At 52.1% G+C, this 22,352-nt stretch carries 20 protein-coding genes; 7 read left to right on the forward strand and 13 right to left on the reverse strand.

Annotation, left to right across the window (positions count from 1 at the left end):
- Positions 1-79 precede the first annotated feature (79 nt).
- On the reverse strand, positions 80-2,230 hold the full coding sequence (gene btsT, locus FDX24_RS22145) for a pyruvate/proton symporter BtsT (protein ID WP_115601038.1): 2,151 nt from the start codon (positions 2,228-2,230) through the stop codon (positions 80-82).
- A 355-nt stretch (positions 2,231-2,585) separates the two neighbouring features.
- On the opposite strand from btsT, the gene tsr reads away from it, so the two are divergent.
- On the forward strand, positions 2,586-4,247 hold the full coding sequence (tsr, locus tag FDX24_RS22150) for a methyl-accepting chemotaxis protein (protein WP_137364947.1): 1,662 nt from the start codon (positions 2,586-2,588) through the stop codon (positions 4,245-4,247).
- A gap of 85 nt (positions 4,248-4,332) precedes the next feature.
- Here tsr and FDX24_RS22155 read toward each other — a convergent pair whose 3' ends face one another.
- The 3 genes from FDX24_RS22155 to FDX24_RS22165 all read right to left on the reverse strand — a co-directional run bounded on the left by FDX24_RS22155 (position 4,333) and on the right by FDX24_RS22165 (position 7,390).
- The gene (locus FDX24_RS22155; protein ID WP_137364948.1) at positions 4,333-4,848 is read right to left on the reverse strand and encodes a GNAT family N-acetyltransferase; all 516 of its coding nucleotides are present in this window, start codon (positions 4,846-4,848) and stop codon (positions 4,333-4,335) included.
- A gap of 52 nt (positions 4,849-4,900) precedes the next feature.
- Positions 4,901-6,262 carry an MFS transporter gene (locus FDX24_RS22160; RefSeq protein WP_061067180.1) on the reverse strand — a complete coding sequence of 454 codons (1,362 nt, stop codon included), beginning with the start codon at positions 6,260-6,262 and terminating at the stop codon, positions 4,901-4,903.
- 213 nt (positions 6,263-6,475) lie between these two features.
- Positions 6,476-7,390 (reverse strand): GntR family transcriptional regulator, encoded by a 915-nt coding sequence (locus FDX24_RS22165; protein ID WP_003019148.1) that lies wholly within the window; start codon positions 7,388-7,390, stop codon positions 6,476-6,478.
- A 137-nt stretch (positions 7,391-7,527) separates the two neighbouring features.
- Between FDX24_RS22165 and FDX24_RS22170 the strand changes: the two genes are divergently transcribed.
- Positions 7,528-8,550: a zinc-binding alcohol dehydrogenase family protein gene (locus FDX24_RS22170; RefSeq protein ID WP_048212792.1), complete on the forward strand. Its 1,023-nt coding sequence runs from the start codon at positions 7,528-7,530 to the stop codon at positions 8,548-8,550.
- 13 nt (positions 8,551-8,563) lie between these two features.
- Positions 8,564-10,009: a tagaturonate reductase gene (locus tag FDX24_RS22175; protein ID WP_048212791.1), complete on the forward strand. Its 1,446-nt coding sequence runs from the start codon at positions 8,564-8,566 to the stop codon at positions 10,007-10,009.
- Positions 10,010-10,053: 44 nt separating this feature from the next.
- On the opposite strand, the gene opgB is transcribed toward FDX24_RS22175, so the two are convergent.
- The 6 genes from opgB to FDX24_RS22205 form a co-directional block, all read right to left on the reverse strand.
- Positions 10,054-12,345: a phosphatidylglycerol--membrane-oligosaccharide glycerophosphotransferase gene (gene opgB, locus FDX24_RS22180; protein ID WP_137364949.1), complete on the reverse strand. Its 2,292-nt coding sequence runs from the start codon at positions 12,343-12,345 to the stop codon at positions 10,054-10,056.
- A gap of 240 nt (positions 12,346-12,585) precedes the next feature.
- Positions 12,586-13,077: a DUF2501 domain-containing protein gene (locus FDX24_RS22185; protein WP_048212789.1), complete on the reverse strand. Its 492-nt coding sequence runs from the start codon at positions 13,075-13,077 to the stop codon at positions 12,586-12,588.
- A 70-nt stretch (positions 13,078-13,147) separates the two neighbouring features.
- Complete coding sequence (gene dnaC, locus FDX24_RS22190; protein WP_061067183.1) at positions 13,148-13,885, reverse strand: DNA replication protein DnaC; 738 nt, start codon at positions 13,883-13,885, stop codon at positions 13,148-13,150.
- Between the two features lie 2 nt (positions 13,886-13,887).
- Positions 13,888-14,427, reverse strand: coding sequence for a primosomal protein DnaT (gene dnaT, locus FDX24_RS22195; protein ID WP_137364950.1), 540 nt, complete (start codon positions 14,425-14,427; stop codon positions 13,888-13,890).
- Between the two features lie 122 nt (positions 14,428-14,549).
- Positions 14,550-15,023 (reverse strand): threonine/serine exporter, encoded by a 474-nt coding sequence (locus FDX24_RS22200; RefSeq protein ID WP_048212787.1) that lies wholly within the window; start codon positions 15,021-15,023, stop codon positions 14,550-14,552.
- Positions 15,014-15,790 (reverse strand): threonine/serine exporter ThrE family protein, encoded by a 777-nt coding sequence (locus FDX24_RS22205; protein WP_048212786.1) that lies wholly within the window; start codon positions 15,788-15,790, stop codon positions 15,014-15,016. The genes FDX24_RS22200 and FDX24_RS22205 overlap by 10 nt, the downstream gene beginning before the upstream one ends.
- Before the next feature lie 443 nt (positions 15,791-16,233).
- Here FDX24_RS22205 and FDX24_RS22210 point away from each other — a divergent pair, with 443 nt between their 5' ends.
- Together FDX24_RS22210 and bglJ are read left to right on the forward strand one after the other, a co-directional pair.
- A complete protein-coding gene (locus FDX24_RS22210; protein WP_061067185.1) occupies positions 16,234-16,959 on the forward strand; it encodes a response regulator transcription factor in 726 nt (241 codons plus the stop codon).
- On the forward strand, positions 16,920-17,609 hold the full coding sequence (gene bglJ / locus FDX24_RS22215; RefSeq protein WP_048212784.1) for a DNA-binding transcriptional activator BglJ: 690 nt from the start codon (positions 16,920-16,922) through the stop codon (positions 17,607-17,609). The genes FDX24_RS22210 and bglJ overlap by 40 nt, the downstream gene beginning before the upstream one ends.
- Positions 17,610-17,654: 45 nt before the next feature.
- Here bglJ and FDX24_RS22220 read toward each other — a convergent pair whose 3' ends face one another.
- Positions 17,655-18,113 (reverse strand): YbaK/EbsC family protein, encoded by a 459-nt coding sequence (locus FDX24_RS22220; protein WP_048212783.1) that lies wholly within the window; start codon positions 18,111-18,113, stop codon positions 17,655-17,657.
- A 365-nt stretch (positions 18,114-18,478) separates the two neighbouring features.
- Between FDX24_RS22220 and FDX24_RS22225 the strand changes: the two genes are divergently transcribed.
- Positions 18,479-19,822, forward strand: a complete 1,344-nt coding sequence (locus FDX24_RS22225) for a PTS sugar transporter subunit IIC (RefSeq protein WP_048212782.1) — start codon at positions 18,479-18,481, stop codon at positions 19,820-19,822.
- Between the two features lie 29 nt (positions 19,823-19,851).
- Here the strand turns inward: FDX24_RS22225 and fhuF are convergent, their stop codons facing one another.
- Positions 19,852-20,640: a siderophore-iron reductase FhuF gene (gene fhuF, locus FDX24_RS22230; protein ID WP_048212781.1), complete on the reverse strand. Its 789-nt coding sequence runs from the start codon at positions 20,638-20,640 to the stop codon at positions 19,852-19,854.
- Positions 20,641-20,748: 108 nt separating this feature from the next.
- On the reverse strand, positions 20,749-21,825 hold the full coding sequence (locus FDX24_RS22235) for a GGDEF domain-containing protein (protein WP_048212780.1): 1,077 nt from the start codon (positions 21,823-21,825) through the stop codon (positions 20,749-20,751).
- Between the two features lie 253 nt (positions 21,826-22,078).
- On the opposite strand from FDX24_RS22235, the gene FDX24_RS22240 reads away from it, so the two are divergent.
- Entirely contained in the window at positions 22,079-22,315 is a 237-nt protein-coding gene (locus FDX24_RS22240) for a DUF1435 domain-containing protein (protein WP_086523828.1), read from the forward strand.
- Positions 22,316-22,352: the final 37 nt, after the last annotated feature.

Here is a 22,352-nt window from a genome sequence, read left to right on the forward strand (position 1 = left end):
GGCCAAACTGACTGCGCCAATTACGCCTGCGGCACTAAGTGATGTAGGCCGGGAGCGCAGCGCGCCACCCGGCTTCAGGTTAGTGATGTGAAGAGGTTTTCACGCCGCCTTCTGGCACCGGTACATACGGTGTTTCTTTATCAGAGCGACCGTTGATGGTGCGGGCTTTCTGCCAGGTACGGAACCCGTAGAAAATGATGCTGTACACTACCACCAGGAACAGAATACTCAGGCCTGCGTTGGTGTAGTTGTTGATGACAATATGGTTCATATTGGCAATCTGCTGTGCGGTCAGTTCGCCGCCGTTAGCAATCTTCTCTTTGTACTGATTCGCCATAAAGAAGAAGCCTTCCATCTGCGGGTTGGTACTGAACAGTTTCAGACCCAGCGCCCAGGTGGTGCAGATAAGCAGCCATACTGCCGGAACAACGGTAACCCAGATGTATTTGGTGCGCTGCATTTTAACCAGTACCACGGTGCCCAGAACCAGCGCCACGGCAGCCAGCATCTGGTTAGAGATACCGAACAGCGGCCACAGGCTCTTCACGCCGCCCAGCGGGTCAACCACGCCTTGATACAGCAGGTAACCCCACAGACCTACGCAGCCCGCAGTACCCACGACGCCAGCAACCAGGGAGTCGGTTTTCTTCAGGAATGGGACGAAGTTACCCAGTAAATCCTGCAGCATAAAGCGGCCAGAACGGGTACCCGCATCCAGTGCGGTCAGGATGAACAGTGCTTCGAACAGGATACCGAAGTGGTACCAGAAGCCCATGTCAGCCATCGGCAGCACTTTGTGGAACACGTGGGCGATACCAACGGCCAGCGTCGGTGCGCCACCTGCGCGGTTCAGAACGGACGGCTCACCGATGTCTTTCGCGGTTTGCAGGATCTGCTCAGGCGAAATCACGAAGCCCCAGGAACTGACGGTTGCCGCCGCGTGTGCGGTAACGTCTTTCAACTGCGCCATAATCAGCGGCGCGTTCTCGCCACCCATTTCATGCAGGTTCGGCATGGTGATGCCAAGGCCCGCAGGCGGGGTGTTCATTGCGAAGTACAGACCCGGTTCGATGATGGACGCAGCAACCAGCGCCATAATCGCCACGAAGGATTCCATCAGCATCGCGCCGTAACCAATGAAACGCGCGTCGGTTTCACAGGCCAGCAGCTTCGGTGTAGTACCTGAAGCGATCAGCGCGTGGAAGCCAGATACCGCACCACACGCGATGGTGATGAACAGGAACGGGAACAGTGCGCCTTTCCACAGCGGGCCAGTACCATCAACGTACTGGGTCATCGCCGGCATTTTCAGTTCCGGGTTGAGAATAACAATCCCCACCGCCAGACCGACGATAACGCCGATTTTCAGGAAGGTCGCCAGATAGTCGCGCGGGGCGAGGATCAGCCATACCGGCAGCAGCGCAGAGATAAACGCGTAACCGATCAGGGTAAAGGTAATGGTGGTGTCTTTAAAGGTCAGCGCCGGGCCCCAGTACGGGTCGTGCGCAATCACGCCGCCGAAGTAGATGGAGGCAACCAGCAACACAATACCAATCACCGACACTTCGCCCACGCGTCCTGGGCGCAGGAATCGCATGTAGATCCCCATGAACAGCGCGATAGGTACGGTTGAGCAGACGGTGAACACACCCCACGGGCTTTCAGCCAGAGCTTTCACCACGATCAACGCCAGTACCGCGAGGATGATGATCATGATTAAGAAGCAGCCAAACAGCGCAATGGTTCCCGGCACCGGGCCCATCTCTTCTTTGATCATCTCACCCAGAGATGCGCCGTTACGGCGGGAAGAGATAAACAGCACCATGAAGTCCTGCACCGCACCGGCCAACACTACGCCAGCCAGCAGCCACAGCGTACCGGGCAGGTAGCCCATCTGCGCGGCCAGTACCGGCCCAACCAGCGGACCCGCACCGGCGATAGCGGCAAAGTGGTGACCAAACAATACGTTACGGTTGGTTGGAACGTAGTTCAGACCATCATTGTTGATGACCGCCGGCGTGGCGCGCGTCGGGTCAAGTTTCATCACCTTTTGGGCGATGTAGAGACTGTAGTAACGATAGGCCACCAGATAAACGGAGACAGAGGCGACCACGATCCACAGGGCGCTGATGTGTTCACCCCGACGTAATGCCACTACCGAGAGGCAGAATGCACCGATGATTCCGAGAATGACCCAGGGTATGTGCTTGAATATCTTTTTCGTATCCATAGTAAAACCTAATAATTGGCCGAGGCCGCTGGGGGGTTGATTGTGTGTTTGAGGAGATAAGTTGACTGCTATGTTGGGAGGATCTTGCCAGAGAGTTACGCGCGTAAAGTAAGGTAAATAAGTGAGTGGTTGTATGTCAGCTTAAGCGGTCCCAAGTGTCAGTGAGCGGTTCCTGGTGCCGGTGAGTGGGGATAATTATGTGATTGAGATCACTGATAAACGCCTTTAGATCCTGGGCTGACTGCGGGGATCGACGAATCGTCGATGCTGAGATCGATTCAGTTAGCACGAATTCCATAAAGTTTTCCCTTTCCAGGCCGAAAATTCTGACATCTGTCTAGCGGAAAGAGAAAACATGTTAAAACGAATGAAGATTGTTACCAGCTTACTGCTGGTATTGGCGCTATTTGGCGTTTTACAACTGGCCTCGGGCGGGTTGTTCTTTAACTCACTGAAGAATGACAAAGAGAACTTTACCGTTCTGCAAACCATTCGCCAGCAGCAGTCTGCGCTGAATGCCACCTGGGTTGAACTGCTGCAAACGCGAAACACCCTTAACCGGGCGGGTATTCGCTACATGATGGATCAGAACAATATCGGCAGCGGTGCGACCGTTGCTGAGCTGATGCAGGTAGCGAGCACGGCGCTGAAACTGACGGAAAAAAACTGGGCGGTTTATGAATCTCTCCCGCGTGACCCGCGTCAAAGTGACGCCGCTTTCCAGGAGATCAACCGCACCTATGACATCTATCATGGTGCGCTGGCGGAGCTGATCCAACTGTTGGGTGAAGGGAAGATCAACGCATTCTTTGATCAACCGACGCAAAGCTATCAGGATGGTTTTGAGAAGCAGTATGTCAATTACATGCAGCAGAATGACCGTCTGTATGACATTGCGGTTGAAGATAACAACAGCTCTTACAGCCAGGCGATGTGGGTACTGGCGTGCGTGCTGATTACCGTGCTGGCGGCGATTGTTGCGGTCTGGTTCGGCATCAAACTTTCTCTTATCTCTCCGATGAACCGTCTGATTGACAGCATTCGCCATATCGCCAGCGGCGATCTGGTAAAGCGCATTGATGTAGAAGGGTCCAACGAGATTGGGCAACTGGCAGAAAGCCTGCGTCATATGCAGGGTGAACTGATGAACACCGTGGGTGATGTGCGTAATGGTGCTAACGCTATCTATAGCGGTGCCAGCGAGATTGCCATGGGTAACAACGATCTCTCTTCACGCACTGAGCAACAGGCGGCTTCTCTGGAAGAAACCGCGGCCAGTATGGAACAGCTGACGGCGACCGTGAAGCAGAACGCCGAAAACGCCCGTCAGGCCAGCCATCTGGCGCTGAGTGCTTCGGAAACCGCGCAGAAAGGCGGCAAAGTGGTGGATAACGTGGTGCAAACCATGCGTGATATCGCTTCCAGTTCGCAGAAAATTGCCGACATTATTAGCGTCATCGACGGCATTGCCTTCCAGACCAACATTCTGGCGCTCAACGCCGCGGTAGAAGCCGCACGTGCGGGCGAGCAGGGCCGTGGTTTTGCGGTGGTTGCGGGTGAAGTACGTAACCTGGCCCAGCGTAGTGCGCAGGCCGCGCGCGAGATCAAGAGCCTGATTGAAGACTCGGTCAGCCGCGTGGATGTCGGTTCAACGCTGGTTGAAAGCGCCGGTGAAACCATGGATGAGATCGTCAATGCGGTAACCCGCGTGACCGATATCATGGGTGAAATCGCCTCCGCTTCTGACGAGCAGAGCCGCGGGATCGACCAGGTCGGTCTGGCCGTCGCCGAGATGGATCGCGTGACGCAGCAGAACGCCTCGCTGGTGGAAGAATCCGCCGCAGCAGCAGCAGCGCTGGAAGAACAGGCCAGCCGTTTGACTCAGGCCGTTGCGGTGTTCCGTATTCAGCATGACCAACAGCGCGCGCGTGACGTTGCGGCCGCTAAACCGGTTTCAACGGTCCAGCCGCGTAAAGCCGCGGTAGCGGATGCCGGGGATAACTGGGAAACGTTCTAAGACTGTGATGCCGGATGGCGCTATCGCTTATCCGGCCTACGGGAAAGTTATGTCGACCCGATAAGGCGTAGCCGCCATCGGGCAATTAGCGCAACATCAGGCGCATGGCGCAGCGCGATTCATATGCCAGGCCATGCGCCGCTTCCTCTTCTCTTTTCTGGCGCAACTTTGCAGGAAGTGTCTCGTCAGCCAGCAGTTCAAAACCCAGTCGCGCGTACAATGGCGCATTCCACGGCACATCGCGGAAGGTGGTCAGCGTAAGCGACGTATAACCTTTTGCACGCGCCTGTTCGGCAACATAGTTAAGCAATCTGCGGCCAATGCCTTTTCCCTGCCACGCCTGATGCAGCGACAGTTCCGCAATAAACAGCGATGAATCCAGCGTTTCGGCGACTAAAAAGCCGACCGGATGCTCATCGGCCTGCGCCAGCCAGCTCAAGCCAGCGGCGGCAAATGCCTGATGCTGAGCAACTGATATAATCTGGTCGTCAGCAATCCACGCCAGTTCCGGGATCTGTAAAAAACGTTGGCTCGCCGATCGTTCGATGGCGGGAAGCGCGGCAGTGTCTGCCAGCGTGGTGGCGCGTAAGATGATGTTCATTTGTCGAGCATAACATGCCCGATAAGCGCGGTGTTATCGGGCATTGTGAGGATTAATCTTTACGCGGATCGCTGATGGGCTGGCGCACCAGGAAGATGTAGGCGAGAGCGCCCACCATGGTGACGCAGCCGCAGATGATCAGCGCCAGACGGAAAGAGTTGGTGGTATCAACAATAAATCCGGTGACGATCGGGGCGAATGACGCGCAGATGAAGCTGGCGAAGTTCTGGATGCTTCCCACGGAGGCGGTCATGCGTGAAGCCACCGCAACATGGATCAGACCCCAACAGGACGTTCCGGCGAAGTGGATGCAGAACAGCGCCATGCCGATCAGTAACACCGCGGCCATCGACGTTGTGGCCTGCGGGACCACGAAGGTGAAGGCCGCAGAACAGAACATCCCGGCAATAATACAAATCTTACGGCTCTTAATCGGCGCCATACCGCCTTTCACCAGCCAGTCGGTGACAAAACCGTTGATCAACATGCCGGCTGCGCCAAACAGGAACGGGATCGCCGCCATTAATCCGGTGCTTTTTAAATCCAGGTTATAGGAGGTTTGCAGGTAGCCTGGCAGCCAGGCCAGATATAACCATGCGGTGTAGTTGATGCCGCTAAAGCCCAGCATCATGCCCCACATCGTGCGATTACGAAACAGGCTGCGCCATTCGGCAAAGCTCAGGGGATCGCGACGGGCATTGACGCTACCGGCGTTCAGGTACGCCTGTTCGGTGGCGCTCAGCTCAATTTGCTCGCGGTTGCGATACAGCATGTACCAGCCGATGGCGAGGAAAATACCCAGCACGCCAATGGTGATGAACATCCAGCGCCAGCCCATTACCAGCATCATGGCAGCCAGAATCGGCGGGCTAATGGCAACCCCGATGGTGGAGGCGGCGTTGAATAATCCCATCGGGCGGCCGCGCTCTTTGATGTTAAACCAGTCGTTGATGACCTTTACGCCGCACGGGTTCATTGGCGCTTCGCCGATCCCCATCCCGATACGCACCAGCACAAACTGAGTGAAGCTGTGTACCATGCCGGACATCGCCTGAAACAGCGACCAGAAGAACATCCCCAGCCCAAGCATAATGCGCGGACCTTTGCGATCCAGCAGCGGGCCGCAGGGGAGCTGGGCAATACCGTAAGCGAGAGAAAAAACCGACAGCAGCACGCCGATTTGCGTGGCGCTCAGCCCCAGTTCTTCACGAATCGTTAAGTTAGCGACCGACAGAGAACTGCGGTCGAGATAATTAATTACCGCAGCAAGAAATAATAAAATCATTGCCGTGGTCTGAATACGTTTTATTCGGCTACTGCGTTGCACCATGCCTTCAGGCGGAACATTAATATCCGCAGATGACGACGTGCCAAACGAAGAACTCGGGTCGAGGGTAATATTATTTTTTTCCACGCCGGACTCCTGAACCTCAATAATTTATTATTCACACAGCCGGGCTGTGCAGTATTGAAAAAATACCAGTGATGAAACAATTTACTCATCACCGCTCACAAAATTTTTTAATGCAGTCGACTTAGCGTGAGCATAGGCAAGAGGTATTTTTCCGGCGTTTTTATTTTTATAAAATCGTGCTCCCGGTAATAGTTTGCTGTTTTTTATCGGTACTTAATGTGCTGCGCTATGACTTTGGTTGATGGAGCGAATCATCGATTGTTTGGCTGAATTCAAATGGTTACACAGCGCCAGAGTGGCATCCAGGTCGCTGCGGCAAATCAGCGCGCTGAGGATGGTCATATGCTCATCGATGGCAATGATGTTGCGCTGCTTAAGGTCGCTTTCGTCCCATTGATAGTGGAAGTGGAAAATCACGGAGATGATTTCAAGTGATTGATTAAAAAATATATTATCGGCAGCAGAGAGCAGTAAAGCATGAAACTCGCGGTCTAATTGCGAGAACATACGAAAGCTGCTGCCGATGCTGTCGCGCAGGATCCGGTGGCGCTCGAGTAGCGTTTTTGCCTGCAGCCAGCGTGGGTCATCGTCGGGCAGATTGAGAAAATGCTGCAGGGAATGGGTTTCCAGCATTTCTCGCAGTTCAAACAGCTGCTCGGCGTAGGCCTGATCGAACTGCTTCATGCTCCATTGACCGCGTTTTTCGTTTTTTATCAGGTTGTAACGTTCGAATTTTAAAAGATATTCCCGTACCACTACCGGGCTTACCCCCGCGGCTCTGGCAAGCTGCAGTTCGGAGAAACTCTCGCCCGCGCGCAGCTGGCGCTGGTTGATCATGGTGAAAAACGCCTGCTCAAAAATCCGGTTTTGCTCGGTCATGGAGGCGGTGGTGCAGGCAAAACCGTCGTCATGGTCAGGTTTACGCACGATGACATAGTGGCTACCGACCTGGGTCAGCACCCCGCACTCGCCTAAGTGGCTCAGCATATGGCGCACGGTGGTGCGGCTGATGTTGTACATCTCCGCCAGCGCGCTTTGCGAAGGAAGTGGGGAAGGGATATGACCCCGCGCCATATCATCGATTATCTGGTTAATCACGTTGTGGCGTAAGTTTTGTGAACGGCTCATGGCTTCTCCTTTTTGGCTATTAAAACCCGATTTAAAACATTTTTATGCGCTGGAATTCACAGATTGTGTTTCTGCTTTCTCCGGCTTTTTTATTTTCGTTGATATCTGAGGCAACAGAAAAAAAGGAGAGCAGAATCATGTCTACGATGAATACGTTGATTTGCCAGGAACCTAAAAAATTAGTCTGGAAAGAGCGCGAAATACCTATTCCGGGTGAGGGTGAAGCACTCATTAAAATTAAGTCGGTAGGAATTTGTGGTACCGATATTCATGCCTGGGGCGGCAATCAACCTTTTTTCAGTTACCCACGAGTGTTAGGTCATGAAATATGTGGGGAAATTGTCGGGCTGGGAAAAAATATCCAGAATATGAAAAATGGACAGCAGGTGGCGGTTATTCCTTACGTGGCCTGCCAGCAGTGTCCGGCATGCCTGAGCGGGCGTACCAACTGCTGCGAGAAGATTTCGGTGATTGGCGTCCATCAGGATGGCGGTTTCAGTGAATATCTTTCTGTTCCGGTTACCAATCTGCTGGATGCGCAGGGGATTGACCCACAGGCGGCGGCGCTGATTGAGCCTTATGCCATCAGCGCGCATGCGGTACGCCGGGCGGCGGTGGCACCAGGTGAGCAGGTGCTTGTGGTTGGCGCCGGTCCGATTGGCCTGGGGGCTGCAGCGATTGCCAAAGCCGATGGCGCACAGGTGGTGGTTGCCGATACCAGTCCGGCGCGCCGGGAGCATGTGGTTTCCCGGTTGGGACTTCCGGTTATCGACCCATCCGCTGACGATTTTGATACGCAGCTGCGAAACCAGTTTGGCGGTTCGCTGGCGCAAAAGGTGATTGATGCCACGGGGAATCAGCATGCGATGAATAACACGGTGAATTTGATTCGCCATGGCGGCAGCATCGTTTTTGTTGGGTTGTTTAAAGGCGATTTGCAGTTCTCAGACCCTGAGTTCCACAAGAAAGAGACCACCATGATGGGCAGTCGCAACGCCACACCGGAAGATTTCGCCAAAGTGGGCCGCCTGATGTCGGAAGGCAAATTGACCGCCGACATGATGCTTACGCACCGTTACGCATTTGCCACACTGGCAGAAATTTACGAGCGGGATGTGATCAACAACCGTGAACTGATTAAAGGCGTGATCACGTTCTGAGAGGGAAAACAGGATGAAGACATTAAATCGACGTGATTTTCCGGGAGCCAGCTACCCAACGCGCGTGATCCAGTTTGGAGAAGGTAACTTTCTGCGGGCGTTTGTCGACTGGCAACTGGATATCCTCAACGAGCATACCAGTCTGAACGCGGGCGTGACCATCGTTCGGCCAATTAATACCGATTTTCCGCCGTCGCTGAATACCCAGGACGGGCTGTATACCACACTGATTCGCGGGCTAAACGAGCAGGGTGAGGCGGTAAGCGAGGCGCGGCTGATCCGCTCGGTAAATAACGAAATCAATCCCTATCAGGACTTCGCGGCGTATCTGGCGCTGGCGCACAATGCGGATATCCGCTTTGTGTTTTCAAATACTACCGAAGCTGGAATTAGCTATCACGCGGCAGACAGTGTGGATGATGCGCCGCCAGTGAGCTTTCCGGCCAAACTGACACGCCTGCTGCTCGAGCGCTTTAACCACTTTGAGGGCGCGGTGGATAAGGGCTGGGTGATTATCCCGTGCGAGCTTATCGACTATAACGGTGAGGCGCTCAAAACGCTGGTGCTGCGGTATGCGCAGGAGTGGCGGCTTCCCCCGGCGTTTGCCGACTGGGTGGAGACGGCAAACACGTTCTGTTCCACGCTGGTCGACCGTATTGTCACCGGCTACCCGCGTGAAGAAGCTGCCGCGCTGGAAGCTACGCTTGGTTATCACGATGCGTTTCTCGATACCGCGGAGCATTTTTATCTGTTTGTTATTCAGGGGCCGCAGTGGCTGGCAGAGGAGCTGAAGCTGGCGCAGTGTCCGCTGAATATCCGTGTGGTGAGCGATATCAAACCGTACAAAGAGCGTAAGGTCGCTATTCTCAATGGGGCGCATACGGCGCTGGTGCCGGTGGCGTGGCTGTGCGGACTGGAGACCGTCGGTGAGGCGATGCAGGATGCCGATGTCCGCCGCTTTGTCGAACAGGCGATTAGCGAGGAAATCATACCGGCATTGGATCTCCCGGCGGATGAACTGCATGAATTTGCCGACGCGGTAAGCGGGCGTTTTCAGAACCCTTACATCCGTCACCAGTTGCTTTCCATTGCGCTTAACGGGATGACTAAATTTCGTACCCGAATTTTGCCGCAACTGCTGGTGGGTGAGCAAAATGGGCGCTGGCCCGTGCGGTTAACGTTTGCCCTCGCTGCGCTGCTGGCATTTTATCGTGCAGAGCGCGACGGGGAACGCTATCCGATCCAGGATGATGAACAGTGGGTAAGCCTGTATGCCAGCCTGTGGCCGCGAGTAGGTAATGATTTAACGCTGCGTGAACTGGTGGATACCGTGCTCGGCGATACGGCGCACTGGGGTGAAGATTTAACGTTGCAACCAGGGCTTGCCGGACAGGTGACGGCTAACCTGGAGATGATTCTGGTGCAGGGTATGCGCCAGGCGGTGAACGGTCTGGAATAAGGTTGCCATGCAGCGCCCGGTGTGGTGTTGGGCGCTGTTCTTTTTTATCCCTGAGCAGCCACTACTTTGATTTCAACCATCCCGATCCCCAGCTTACGCGGCGAGTGGCCGAGAATGTTGCCCTCGTTAGTGGCGACCGGATCGGGCGGGACAATCACCAGCGTATTGGCGTCCGTTGGATTATCAAAATGCAAGGTGGTCGTGCTGACCTCCTGGCTTAATACCAGCGTTTGTTCCTGGCCACCGACGCGTACGGGAATAGGGCGATTCGCGTTGTCACCAAAAGCTTTCGCGGTGATAACCAGATCGAATTTCTTCGGTAGCGGAGTTTTGTATTCGATTTTGACTTCTTCACTCAACTGGGCGTTAGACCAGCGTCCCCAGGACTCAGGGCGTGATATGCCGCTAAACTGTTTCACCTCTTCCGGCGCGCCCGCTACGTTGAAAATGAAGCTGTCAGCTTTGTAGCGAATATCGTTATCGACAATTTTTAGCGTATCGACGTTACCTTTATAGCGTTCGATGTCGATCACCGTGTCTTTAAATGTCGTCTTCCCTTTCCAGTTGGCTTTATCGACATGCTGCACGATCTGCTGCCCGCCCAGTTGCCCCTGTGATACGCACCAGTCGGTAGAGAGTGCCAGTTCTGGCGCCCACAGTTGCGCCATTTTGTAACAGCGGTCTATCCAGACGAAGTTATCGCGTGGGGCGAAATCCGCCAGCTGGAAGCGCAGCGGGGCTGAGTACTCACTTTCCGGCAGCGGTTCGACGCGTTGATCCGAGACCCGGAGCAGCAGCGGCAGACGGAAATGGCTCCCTGAGAAAGAGATCATCTCTTTGTCCCGATCGATGGTGAATGCTTTCATCTCTTTCGGGAAATTCCACAAACGGATGATATTGGGCTTCCACGCCAGCATTTTCTCTTTGATGTTCAGGAACACTTCCGATACGGATTCGCTAGACAGGCTGCTGCGTCCAAGGCCGATAAAGTTATCGCCGCCGAGAATATCCAGTACGGTAGCACCGTTATCCATGGTGTTACGCTTCACCGCCAGCGTATCCTGCTGTGGCTGGTCGCCGCGCAGCACGAAGAACAGGTTGTTGCGATCCTGCTTGTTCAGGTACTTCCATGCGGTGTTGTTCATCGCCAGATGATCGGAAGACACCACGATCACGGTGTCTTTGAACCACGGTGATGATTTGATTTTATTGATAAATTCGGCGATATTTTCCTGGCTGCAGCTGACCGCGCTGAACGACTGGTTGGCCTTCCCGTCGATGTCATAACGTTTACGGTTGCAGCTACGTGAGATAAATCCATCCGGATGATGGGTATCCACGGTCAGGGTAAACAGTGAAAAACGCTGGCCCGAGCGCGAAAGCTCTTCGAATTTTTTCCATGCTTCGTCCAGCACGGTATCGTCGTAGAAGCCCCAGTCGTTACGATAGGCCGGGTCCGACACCACGCTTTTTAACTCTTGTGCACCGTACAGATGGTCAAAGCCGTGAGATTTCAGGAACACGTCTTTGCCGGCAAAGCGCAGGTTGGCACCCTGCACAAAGTAGTTCTGATAGCCGGAGTTTTTCAGGATATCGCCCAGACAGATATTGTTAGGGAAGAAACTTGAGACCGACGCCGAGGCGTTGCCTTCAAATGGTGCAAACAGCGGAATACCGCACTGGGAGGCGACCATCCCGGCGATGGTGTAATCGGTACCCGGAAGCTGCATGGTATTGCTGAAATCCAGACCTTCATTTTTTAACGCGCCGAGTTCCGGTGTCAGATCCGGGAATGCGTCGTTATTAAAATAGGTGCGCTCCAGACTTTCGCCGTAGATATAAACCAGGTTCAGCTTCGGATTGGGGATCGTTTTTGATGGCTCTTTGTAATAGGCCGCAAAATCGGGAGCGCCATCGCGTGACTGGGATTTAACCAGTTCAGTTATCTGGTGGAACGCCGGGCTGGCATCAACAGAAGCCAGCGCCAGCAGCAGGGCCAGTAGACTGTAACCCACATGATGCGGATGATGGCGACGGCGACGCAGTATCCAACCCAGCGTGACAAAAACGGTGGTCAGCGCCAGGGCTATCCCAACGCCCGGCAGGATATATTTTCCAATCCCCGCGCCGGTCAGGCTGTTGGTCAGGGTGTACAGGACCGCATCGTTGATGCCGTCACCCGTGAAATAGTCACTGGCATACAGCGTGATGTTTAAGACAATAAAGATCCCCAGCACCGTTAACGTGGCGGCAAACCACCAGGTGTTGCGACCCGCTTTCCAGGCGTAAATCAGCACTGAAGCGAGAAACAAAGTGATGGAGATGAATTCTGACAACGGTCGATCCTCAGTAAACCCGGCACACGCCTGGCAGGCTAATCATTTCTGGACAGTACAATGTAATAGCGTTGTTATATTGCTGCAATTGTAGTGACATTTAATTACGTTGTTATTCAGAATTGGTTTAGATATGCGGGTTTTTGCGGGCAATCACTCCGCATGTGGTAGGTAAATATCTTCGTGGGATTGATTGCTGCCGCGCCGGTGGTGAAATGGCCGGGCGCGGCATTTGTGGCATCAGGAAATGAAGTTCATCCCCTGTTTTAACACCAGATCGCAGGCCTTGGTTTTAACTTTCTGCGCCAGCGAGCTGTTACCGATGGTGTTCAGGTCCAACTGTTGACCATCTTTGGCGTTGAGCAGACCCTGAATACCGTCCATATAGTTGGTGTCTTGTTTCTGCTCAGGCGCGCTGAGGCCCAGTTTATCCAGCACCTGGTTTTTGACGTTTTGCGTGTCGGTGACCGAGGCCAGCTTCTGTTTCGCGCAATATTCCAGGATCCCGGCGGCGTTATTCATGCTGCTGGAGGTCAACGACTGATTGCTGCCATTCAGCAGGCTGGTCAGGGAAGAGAGCGATGAGCTGCTTTGTGAGCCGGAGCTTTGTTTGCTCAGCTCACTGGCCGCGCTGGAGAGCGAATCCTGCCAGGAGGCGGCAAAAACGCTGGTGGAGATGAGCGTGCCGGCGGCAAGCGCACAGCACAGCAGACGTTTGGTAGTTTTCATCATTATATGCAACTCGTGTTATGCCTTTTCAGCGCAGTATAGCGCTGGCAGTCTTAGGAGTGGTCCTAATACGTTAATACTCTTTACCGGTGACCCGACTACGGTAGCTTTCCCAGTTAAAAATGACCCACAGGCTGTTGCCAAGGCGCATACGGTCCATCACGCGCTCGCCCAGCAGCTTGTTCATTTCATCCATATTGCTGTTAGTTAACATGCCGGTCGGACGTTTTGAGGATGAACGGCGATCGACAATCTGATTAATAATCACTTTTTCATAGCGGGATTCTGTCTGCATGCCGATCTCGTCGATCACCAGCAGATCCACATTACTCAGATCGTTGAGCAACTGTTCTTCGCTGGTTTCACGATTACTAAACGTTTCTTTCATCGCCGACATAATATCGGCGACGGTAATAATCAGTACCGACTTGCCGCGCAGCAGCAGTTCGTTGCAGATGGCGGCGGCCAGATGGTTTTTACCCGTGCCAGGTTTGCCAGAGAAGATAAAACTGGCGATGTTGCCGTCAAACTCTTCAACGTACTGGCGAGCTTTGCTCAGGGCATTCATCTGACCTTCGCACTCCACTCGATAGTTATCGAACGAACAGTTCTGATGCAGCGGACGGATACCGGAACGGTTGAATGTACGCTGCATTTTCATGGCCCGGTTTTCGCGGGCCAGCGCGGCGGCGCGAATTTCACCTTGCTCTTTTTGCCATGCCAGCAGTTCTTCGCCTGTTTTGAAGGCTGGCTCAACATTGGGTGGCATCATTTTTTGCAAACGTTTCATCAGGTCGCCAACGTTTTTCATCGTTATCCTCTAAAACCCGGTGGAATGTGGCTGTCAGGTTCACTGACGCTGTTCACATCGCGCTTTGGCATTCCGCCATTGCTGGCCCGTCCAATCTGAATGCTGCGCGCCAGTTTTTGCTGCCACTGAATATGGTGAAAGACTTTGCCTTCGGCTTGCCAGTAGGCAACAAATGAAGCCAGTTCCTCGGCGGTGACGGGCTCTCTTAACGCCACGCCCCACAAGGCGGCCTGACGCTGGAAGTCAGCATCTGGCTGCCAGTCAGCGTACATAGCAAATTTACCCATTGGTACGGCAACCGGTGCCGCTTGCGGCTCTTCATAAAATTGGGCATCTAATGTTACATCGCTTCCCGGGCGTGACAGCCTCTCTTCAAGTGCCAGCAACTCTGCCAGCCGTGCAGGCGTCACCGCGTAAAACGCTGGCGCGTTGTTGGCGAATACGGCTACGGCACCGCCCGCAGACCTGGCCAGCACCGTTTGGTGATCGTGTAGTAAGGCGTCAATGCTAGTGACGTCCGGCGTCAAAATTTTGCAGGGCATAATGTTTCTCAATACTGAACAACAACCGAGAAGGAACTGCTTTTATAGTAACACAGAGAGAGAGGAGAGCAGCAGATGAGGGAAGGTTCCCCTCTCTGCATGGTATTAAAGAAAGTGCACCGTCAAACGCGTGGACGTTTGCGATACAGCCATAATCCTGGCACGGACAGACCGATGGAGAGCGCACCGACAATCGATGAGGCTTTCAGGAAGTTGGTCAGCAGGGTGATCATCAGCGCTTCGCTATAGCCGAAATGACCGATCTTTACGGCGGATATCATGGCGGTGTAGGCGGAGATCCCCGGAAACATAGGGATCACTGCCGCAACGGTGAAGACTTTCGGATGCGCCAGATACCAGCGCGACCACTGGATCCCAATGCAGCCGACCAGCAGCGACGCCATAAAGGTGGACCATTCAATATTAAACCCTGCGGTCATCATCACCATCCGTGAACCGTGCCCAAGCGCGCCGAGTAACGCACACCAGGGGAGTGCCCGATGCGGTACGTTAAATACCATAGCAAAGCCCAGCGCCGGGATCGCCGACAGGATCATATCCTGCATCAGCGCCAGTATGAAATCGATCACGCCCATCCGCGCAGCCCCCATAAGGTCATCGACACGATCACGCCAATACAGGTCGCCAACGTAAGCAGACTGGCAATCGCCCAGCGAGCGAGTCCGGTATTAATGTGTCCCTTAAACATATCCGCAACCGAATTGATTAACGGAAAACCGGGGACCAATAACAGCACGCTGGCGGCCATGGCTACGGTAGGTGTGTGATTAAACGTCGGTAGCGTAAGCAGCAGGCCGGATATGGTGGTCGCGACAAAAGCGGTAATACAAAAGTTGATTTGTGGATGCAAATGCCGGGAAGCCAGGATCTGGCGAATGTACATGGCGATCATGCTGGCGAAAAAGGTGATCATCGCGCCATCCCAGCCGCCGTTATTGAGTTTACAAAAGCAGGCGCAGGACAATCCTACCATGAAAGCAACCAGCCATCTGGGATAGCGTAGCGGTTTGATTTGGTTAAACCGTTTCTCTACCCCTTTTTCATCCAACAGATTATGCTCTGCCAAAATAACGATGTGTTGCACTTCCGTCACGACGTGCATGTTGATGCCACGATCCTGATTTTTTCGGGTCGATGTCAGGCATTGTCCGTCTTTGATCGTCGTCAGGACGATGGCATTCGATGATATGGCACTTTCTACACTGTCCATCCCAAGCGCCAGACCCAGGCGGGTGGAGAGTTCATCGACCAACGCGCTTTCTGCGCCATGCTGCAGTAAAAAAAGCCCGCATTGTATACATAACCGTGTAACCGTTCTTTGTGACGACTGCTCTGTTTGCATAGCTCGCTCTGACTAAAAGATGCTCTCTTAATGAAGAATATCTTCTTTTTATCATGAAGCGTGAGTCGGTTGGCTCTGGATAAGATCAATTTTTGTGTTGAAAAAAGAAACAGGTCACTTGGTGGTTGTAGGAAATCGTATCGTGGGACACACTCCTGAACCAGGGCTAAATTTTTCGAGATGAACAGTAATTACGTAAGGAATGCTAATAATTTAATGTAGTTATTTTAATTGTACAATGAATGTACATGTGCGTGATTATGGCATGATAAATTTATAGTGTGATGTTATTGGGAACGTAGCATCGCCATTTTCTATTTAGAATAAGGATAAATAATTCATCCTGTCTATTGTTTAACGCATGTCTATTTATTAATTATTTTATTTGATTGTAGGTGATACTTGCGCGCGCAAGATTGAAGACATGTGAATATGGAGGAGTTATGTTGCCAGGACGCTGCAAGAACGCAATTATTATTAGTAAATTACCTATCATACAAATTGGGCTTAAAGGGGTAATGCAAGCGCATTTCTCTGATTACAAACTGACCTACTGCCGCGCCGTAGAAGAACTAACATTGATGCAACTGCGACGTTCAGATCTGGTTATCGCTGATTTAACCGGAGACTGCAGTCATCCGCGTGCGGTCTGCGAACAATATTATTCTTTGTTACCTCAATATCGTGATATTCACTGGGTCTTTCTCGTTTCTCGAAATTATTATCCTGTGGCCGTTGAGATGCTGATGTGTCCAATCAGTACGCTGTTATCAGATGCCGAACCGATTGATAGTTTAGTAAATGCTATTGATGCAGGGAATGTTTATGCCGACAGAATTAGCCCGGTATTGCTCTCTCCGGTAATAGCACCAGAAAAACAGGATCATAGCGTACACTCAATTATTCTGACGCTATCTGAACGGAAAGTGTTACGGCTTCTGGGAAAGGGCTGGGGGATTAATCAGATTGCCACATTACTTAAAAAAAGTAATAAGACAATCAGCGCCCAGAAAAATAGTGCGATGCGTCGTCTGTCAATACACAGCAATGCGGAGATGTATGCCTGGATAAATAGTTCTCAAGGAGCACGAGAGTTGAATCTACCTTCAGTTTATGGAGAGACCACGGAATGGAAGACAGAAGTATCAAAAGAAATGTCGCACTGGTAGAAAAGTGTGTAATGAGCAGCGTGGGTATTTATAATTTATTTAATGCCAGACCGAACAATCAATACCAACTTCATCCCTTTTCAGGACAGCCAGCCTTAAGCCAGGCGATGTCACAGACGTCATTTTCCGCGGTTATTTTTTCACTTTCCGCGAAAAGAACCGATCGCCGCACCGGACTGGCTTATCTGACAGAGCTGGCGGTGAAACACCCTCGCATCAAGCGGGTGGTCATTGCCGATGATGATGACGAGGCGCGGCTAATTGGCTCGCTGTCACCGCTACCACTGGATGCCGTGATTAGCAAAGCATCCACGCTGAGTATGTTGCAGGAAGAATTATTTGCAGCGCTGGATTGCGCCAGAGGGGAAACAGAAGACACGAAGAAGCTCTGGTATATCAATCAATGCCGTATGCTTAGCCCAACCGAGCGCGAAATTCTGCGCTATATGTCGAATGGTTATTCGATGCTGCAGATCGCGATTGAGCTTGAGCGAAACATTAAAACGATTCGTGCGCATAAATTTAATGTGATGTCCAAACTGGGCGTTAGTTCGGATGCCGGATTACTGAATGCTGCCGATATCCTGCTGCATGTGCGCTCTGCAGAACCGTCATCTTTTCGTCGTACTGCCCCGTTATGGCGTGCTTGAGAAGATGCGTACCGGCGTAGTCATTGGCATGGAAAGGTAAATCGATCACTGGCACACATCAACCCAGGTTGCCGCAGTCAGTTCTGCTATTCTTTCTGGTGCAATGCGAACCGCGCTGTGAGTGGCTCCTGCTGCAGGGAGCACTTCTGTATAGTGTTTCAACGAGACATCACAGTACACCGATATGGGTGTCTCCAACCCGAAAGGACATACGCCTCCTACGGGATGACCTGTTGCGTTGACTACTTCATCGCTACTCAGCATGCGCGCTTTGGCGCCAAACGTATTTTTCAGTTTTTTATTATCGAGGCGAGCATCTCCTCTGGCGACGACCAGGATAATGTCGTTTTTCACCTTTAGTGACAGCGTTTTTGCTATCTGCCCTGGTTCGACGTTATGGGCCTTGGCTGCCAGATCGACGGTGGCGGTGCTTTGATCTAATTCGATGATTTCAATATCTGGCGCATGTTGCGCTAAAAACTGCCGTACTGATTGTAAACTCATTCTTCTCTCCCTCTCGCTTATCCGCAGTCCTACATAGCAGAAAACCGCCTGGCGTAATTTGTCATAGGGGCAGCGTTACTGTAAATATTTTATTGTAACAACACAGCAACATTGGCAGTTTCTCGATCACCTTCACAATCAAAGAAACCGGTTACAGTAACCGGTTGCGGAATACTGAAATGGCGATTAATACTGAAGCTGTCACTCCCTCTGTATCACATAATAAGAGCCATCTATGAAACTTAACTCAAAAAGCGGTAAGGCTGGTTTTTCTCCCGGCACGGTTGCGAATAGTAGGAATGGGTTTTACGTGGTGGTGTTGATACCAGCACGGTTGCAGGGTTTAGCACAACGGGAGAACGGCTATGTCTACTAACCATGCTGTATTTAATGTGATTTTCCGCTTTGTTGAAAGCTACGTTAGCCCTGTCGCCGGGCGCATTTCTTCACAACGCCATGTGATGGCAATACGTGATGGTTTCATTTCGGCGATGCCGTTTATGATTGTAGGGTCTTTTCTGCTGGTTTTTGCCTATCCGCCTTTTTCGCCGGATACCACCTGGGGGTTTGCCCGCGCATGGCTGGATCTGGCAAAACAATTTGAAGGCCAGATACTCACGCCGTTTGATATGACGATGGGGATCATGTCGGTCTACATATGTGCGGCTATTGCCTATAACCTGGGCAAGCACTATGTGAAGTCGCATCAGTTAGATCCGTTTATGTGCGCGATGCTGTCGATCATGGCGTTTTTGTTGATTGCCGCACCGAAAACCAAAGGTACGATGCCGGTTGATAGCCTCGGCGGTACGGGAATTTTCACTGCCATCCTGGTGGCAATTTATTGCGTTGAAATGATGCGCTTCCTGAAGGCGCACAACATCGGGATCCGCTTACCCGATCAAGTGCCGCCGATGATCAAAAACTCATTTGATCTCCTGATCCCGGTACTGGTGGTGGTGCTGACGCTGTACCCGCTGAGCCTGGTGATACAGTCGCAGTTTGATATGCTGATCCCGCAGGCCATTATGGCCATCTTTAAACCACTGGTGTCCGCAGCGGATTCTCTGCCGGCGATACTGCTGGCAGTACTGATCGGCCATCTGCTGTGGTTTGCCGGTATTCACGGCGCGGCTATTGTGTCGGGAATGCTGCAAATGTTCTGGCTCACCAATCTCGGGATGAACCAGTCGGCGCTGGCGCAGGGTGCGCCGTTGCCGCATATCTTTATGGAAGCGTTCTGGACGTTCTTCATTGTGGTTGGTGGTTCCGGCGCGACGATGGGGCTGGTGATTTGCTATCTGCGCAGCCGCTCGGCCCATCTACGATCGATTGGGCGTTTGAGCGTGGTCCCCAGTATTTTCAACATTAACGAGCCGGTGATTTTCGGTACGCCGATTGTCATGAATCCAGTGTTTTTTATTCCCTTCCTGCTGGCCCCAATGGTGAACGCGGTGCTGGCCTGGGCGGCGATGAAGCTGGATCTAATTGGGCGGGTGATTTCAGTGGTTCCCTGGACCGCACCGGCACCCGTTGGCGCGGCATGGGCGTTAGGCTGGGATTATCGTGCGGCGATCCTGGTGGTCGTGTTGGCGCTGGTTTCTGCCATCATCTACTTCCCATTCTTTAAGGTTTATGAGAGGCAACTCTTGGCGCAGGAAAAAGAAGAAGCTCAGCGGATAGAAGAGGAAAATCAGCAGGTTGCATAAAGTGTTGGCGGGGGGCTACGGCTCCTCGCTTATTTTAGCGTGCAGTCGCCGCATTGCTGAACATCGGGCAGGCGATAGCGCTGGCAGCAGGTTCTGCGTACTAACAGTCCCTCGCGTGGAACAACGGTACGCCATAGAGGATTATCCTGACCGCAGGAAAGTTGTTTCTCAAAAAAGCAGGTCTGGCGCAGCGTGTTCAACAGTTCTTCACCTAACAACGGCTTCATTTCCGTTAAGTACCAGTGAATTAAGTATCCCGTATTGCTCCAGACAAGTTTCGCGTTGATCTCACCCGTTGATTCCAGTGCCTGAACGACCGGTGTCAGGGCTGACAAAATCAGCGTTTCCATACGTTGTTGCGGTGAGAGTGCCGTGGTCTGGTGATCCTGATGTACATCTATCCAGAAACATGCGGCACGCCCGGTTTCGTGAAACTCCACGTGCATATGTTCAGGAGAGACGTCGATAGCCTCTTTTTGCGTCAGCAGAGCCACCATAAGCGGGGGCATCATCAGGCCGATATACCATTGCGCCCAAAGGGAGATCAGCGGTTTATTTTCGCGTACTAACGTGGGCTGGTTGCGGTAGATGTGGTCTGAATAAACGGCCAGAAGCGAACTTAACGTTGTCGGTTGCGTCCATTCATGTAATGTCATTGCACCTTGCGGCGGGGTCTCGTCAAGGCGAATGAAATCCAGCAAATGTTCGCGGGTTTGGGCTATGGTCGCACGCACGGAAGCCGCCAGCGAGGGCATCTCTGAAGGGAGATGGCTGTGCCAGATGACATCTTCAACGATGGGTGCGGAACGGTAAGCCATGGCGATATAAGGATGTTAATCTAAATGATAATGATTTCTAATCCTATAGATGGGGGTAAACGATGGCAAGATCTTTGTCGCAAGATCGGGCTGTTCCGCACGGAAAACTCAGGAAGAGGTGCAGTTTATCCGCAGCTCATCGCTGACCAGGGTGTTGTTTCGACCCATATTCTTGGCCTCATAAAGCGCTTTGTCTGCTCTGGTAATCGCGGAGTCAATATCCTGTTCCACCAAAGGCGCAATACCGATGCTGACCGTCACATTGGTTGCTACGCTCTCATTAAACATATGTGGAATTTTAAGATCGTACACTTTCTGGCGAATACGCTCGGCGGCAGCCTGGGCCTGTTGGGGGTCGACCGCGGTCAGCAAAACCATAAACTCTTCGCCACCAAAACGTGCCACCACGTCCCGGGAGCGTACGGAATCACGAATCGCGGCAGAAACGCGAATCAGCGCCTGATCGCCCATCATGTGTCCGTAATGATCGTTATAGGCCTTGAAATGGTCGATATCCATCAGCAGGACGTAGTGCTTCGAGTTGCTCAGGGCCAACAGCGTATCGAGTCTGTGTTGCAGCCCCCGGCGATTGTACAAACCGGTTAGCGGGTCGAGCATGCTGAGTCCGTTCAGGGTTTCCCGTTCTTCCAGTAGTTTGTACATCAGCTGCTGGGCGAAGCCGTCGTAGCGCTTTTGTATCACATGCTGGATGGCGATCCCGGCCATGGGTAGCGCCATAAAATAGAAAATTCGCAGACCATGCTCGCTGCCGTTAAGCCATAAACAGACGACGACTGAGGGTAACGAATGTAGCGTAAAGGCGATGATATTGTTGGCAAAAGCGATAGAACCAATAAACAGCACGCTGAGAAGTGCGATTAACAGAAAATAATAATCATTATGACCTAGCGCGTTATATTTCAGAAAAATATGTAATGCCCATAGCAAGCCAAAAACGATTGAAATAAAAGGAAGATTAATTTTTTTATTCGCATATTTGCCATGCCATGCCAACAGCAATGTACTGGCGGCCAGGATGAGCAACGCCGGGACAGATACGGCTTTGACGGCAAAAAGTGGGAAAACAAGCGTAAACAGCGCGGAGACTGCATTGAGAAGCAGAAACAGACGTAAAGAAAGTTGATATTTCTTAGTGCGCAGAGTTCGCCAGGATTGTACTGTCATAGGTAAATATTGTTATTTATCTGCAATATACGAAGGTGTGTTTGTAAGGAAAAAATGATGAGCGAAAAATCATTCGTTCAGGTCGTTATTGTTTTTTGATGAAAAGCTAACCGGCGAGCAATTTATCACCTTAAACTATTTATGTCATCAATCGTTAAGTAAAACTCATAGAATTGATAGCCTTTCCTGGCTGACAAATGAGAAAATTTATCATATGATATTGGTTATCATTATCAATGTCATAGGTGAAACCATGTTGCAACGTGCGCTGGGCAGTGGATGGGGGGTTTTGCTGCCGGGGATAGTGATTGCCGGGCTGGCATTTACTGATCTGTCACTCGACGCATGGAAGGCGATGATTGTATTAGGATTACTACTGACTTCACTCATGTTATACCACAAGCGTTTACGGCACTTTGTCTTATTACCTTCATGCGCGGCGCTGATCGGCGGCATTGTTTTGGTAATGATGAACTGGAATCAGGGATGAGCAAAACAGGGAAGAAAATCGAAGGAAAGATAAGATA

The organism is Citrobacter sp. wls716 (genome assembly GCF_005280975.1).
Taxonomy (GTDB): Bacteria; Pseudomonadota; Gammaproteobacteria; order Enterobacterales; family Enterobacteriaceae; genus Citrobacter; species Citrobacter youngae.

Bases quoted from the DNA above. Each gene is read 5' to 3' on its own strand.
- FDX24_RS22155 (WP_137364948.1), bottom strand. From the start codon at position 4,848: ATGAACATCATCTTACGCGCCACCACGCTGGCAGACACTGCCGCGCTT.
- tsr (WP_137364947.1), top strand. From the start codon at position 2,586: ATGTTAAAACGAATGAAGATTGTTACCAGCTTACTGCTGGTATTGGCG.
- FDX24_RS22240 (WP_086523828.1), top strand. From the start codon at position 22,079: ATGTTGCAACGTGCGCTGGGCAGTGGATGGGGGGTTTTGCTGCCGGGG.
- dnaC (WP_061067183.1), bottom strand. From the start codon at position 13,885: ATGAAAAACGTTGGCGACCTGATGAAACGTTTGCAAAAAATGATGCCA.
- dnaT (WP_137364950.1), bottom strand. From the start codon at position 14,427: ATGCCCTGCAAAATTTTGACGCCGGACGTCACTAGCATTGACGCCTTA.
- FDX24_RS22220 (WP_048212783.1), bottom strand. From the start codon at position 18,113: ATGAGTTTACAATCAGTACGGCAGTTTTTAGCGCAACATGCGCCAGAT.
- FDX24_RS22210 (WP_061067185.1), top strand. From the start codon at position 16,234: ATGTTGCCAGGACGCTGCAAGAACGCAATTATTATTAGTAAATTACCT.
- FDX24_RS22235 (WP_048212780.1), bottom strand. From the start codon at position 21,825: ATGACAGTACAATCCTGGCGAACTCTGCGCACTAAGAAATATCAACTT.
- FDX24_RS22170 (WP_048212792.1), top strand. From the start codon at position 7,528: ATGTCTACGATGAATACGTTGATTTGCCAGGAACCTAAAAAATTAGTC.
- FDX24_RS22205 (WP_048212786.1), bottom strand. From the start codon at position 15,790: ATGCAAACAGAGCAGTCGTCACAAAGAACGGTTACACGGTTATGTATA.
- FDX24_RS22185 (WP_048212789.1), bottom strand. From the start codon at position 13,077: ATGATGAAAACTACCAAACGTCTGCTGTGCTGTGCGCTTGCCGCCGGC.
- fhuF (WP_048212781.1), bottom strand. From the start codon at position 20,640: ATGGCTTACCGTTCCGCACCCATCGTTGAAGATGTCATCTGGCACAGC.
- FDX24_RS22225 (WP_048212782.1), top strand. From the start codon at position 18,479: ATGTCTACTAACCATGCTGTATTTAATGTGATTTTCCGCTTTGTTGAA.
- btsT (WP_115601038.1), bottom strand. From the start codon at position 2,230: ATGGATACGAAAAAGATATTCAAGCACATACCCTGGGTCATTCTCGGA.
- FDX24_RS22175 (WP_048212791.1), top strand. From the start codon at position 8,564: ATGAAGACATTAAATCGACGTGATTTTCCGGGAGCCAGCTACCCAACG.
- bglJ (WP_048212784.1), top strand. From the start codon at position 16,920: ATGGAAGACAGAAGTATCAAAAGAAATGTCGCACTGGTAGAAAAGTGT.
- FDX24_RS22165 (WP_003019148.1), bottom strand. From the start codon at position 7,390: ATGAGCCGTTCACAAAACTTACGCCACAACGTGATTAACCAGATAATC.
- FDX24_RS22200 (WP_048212787.1), bottom strand. From the start codon at position 15,023: ATGGGCGTGATCGATTTCATACTGGCGCTGATGCAGGATATGATCCTG.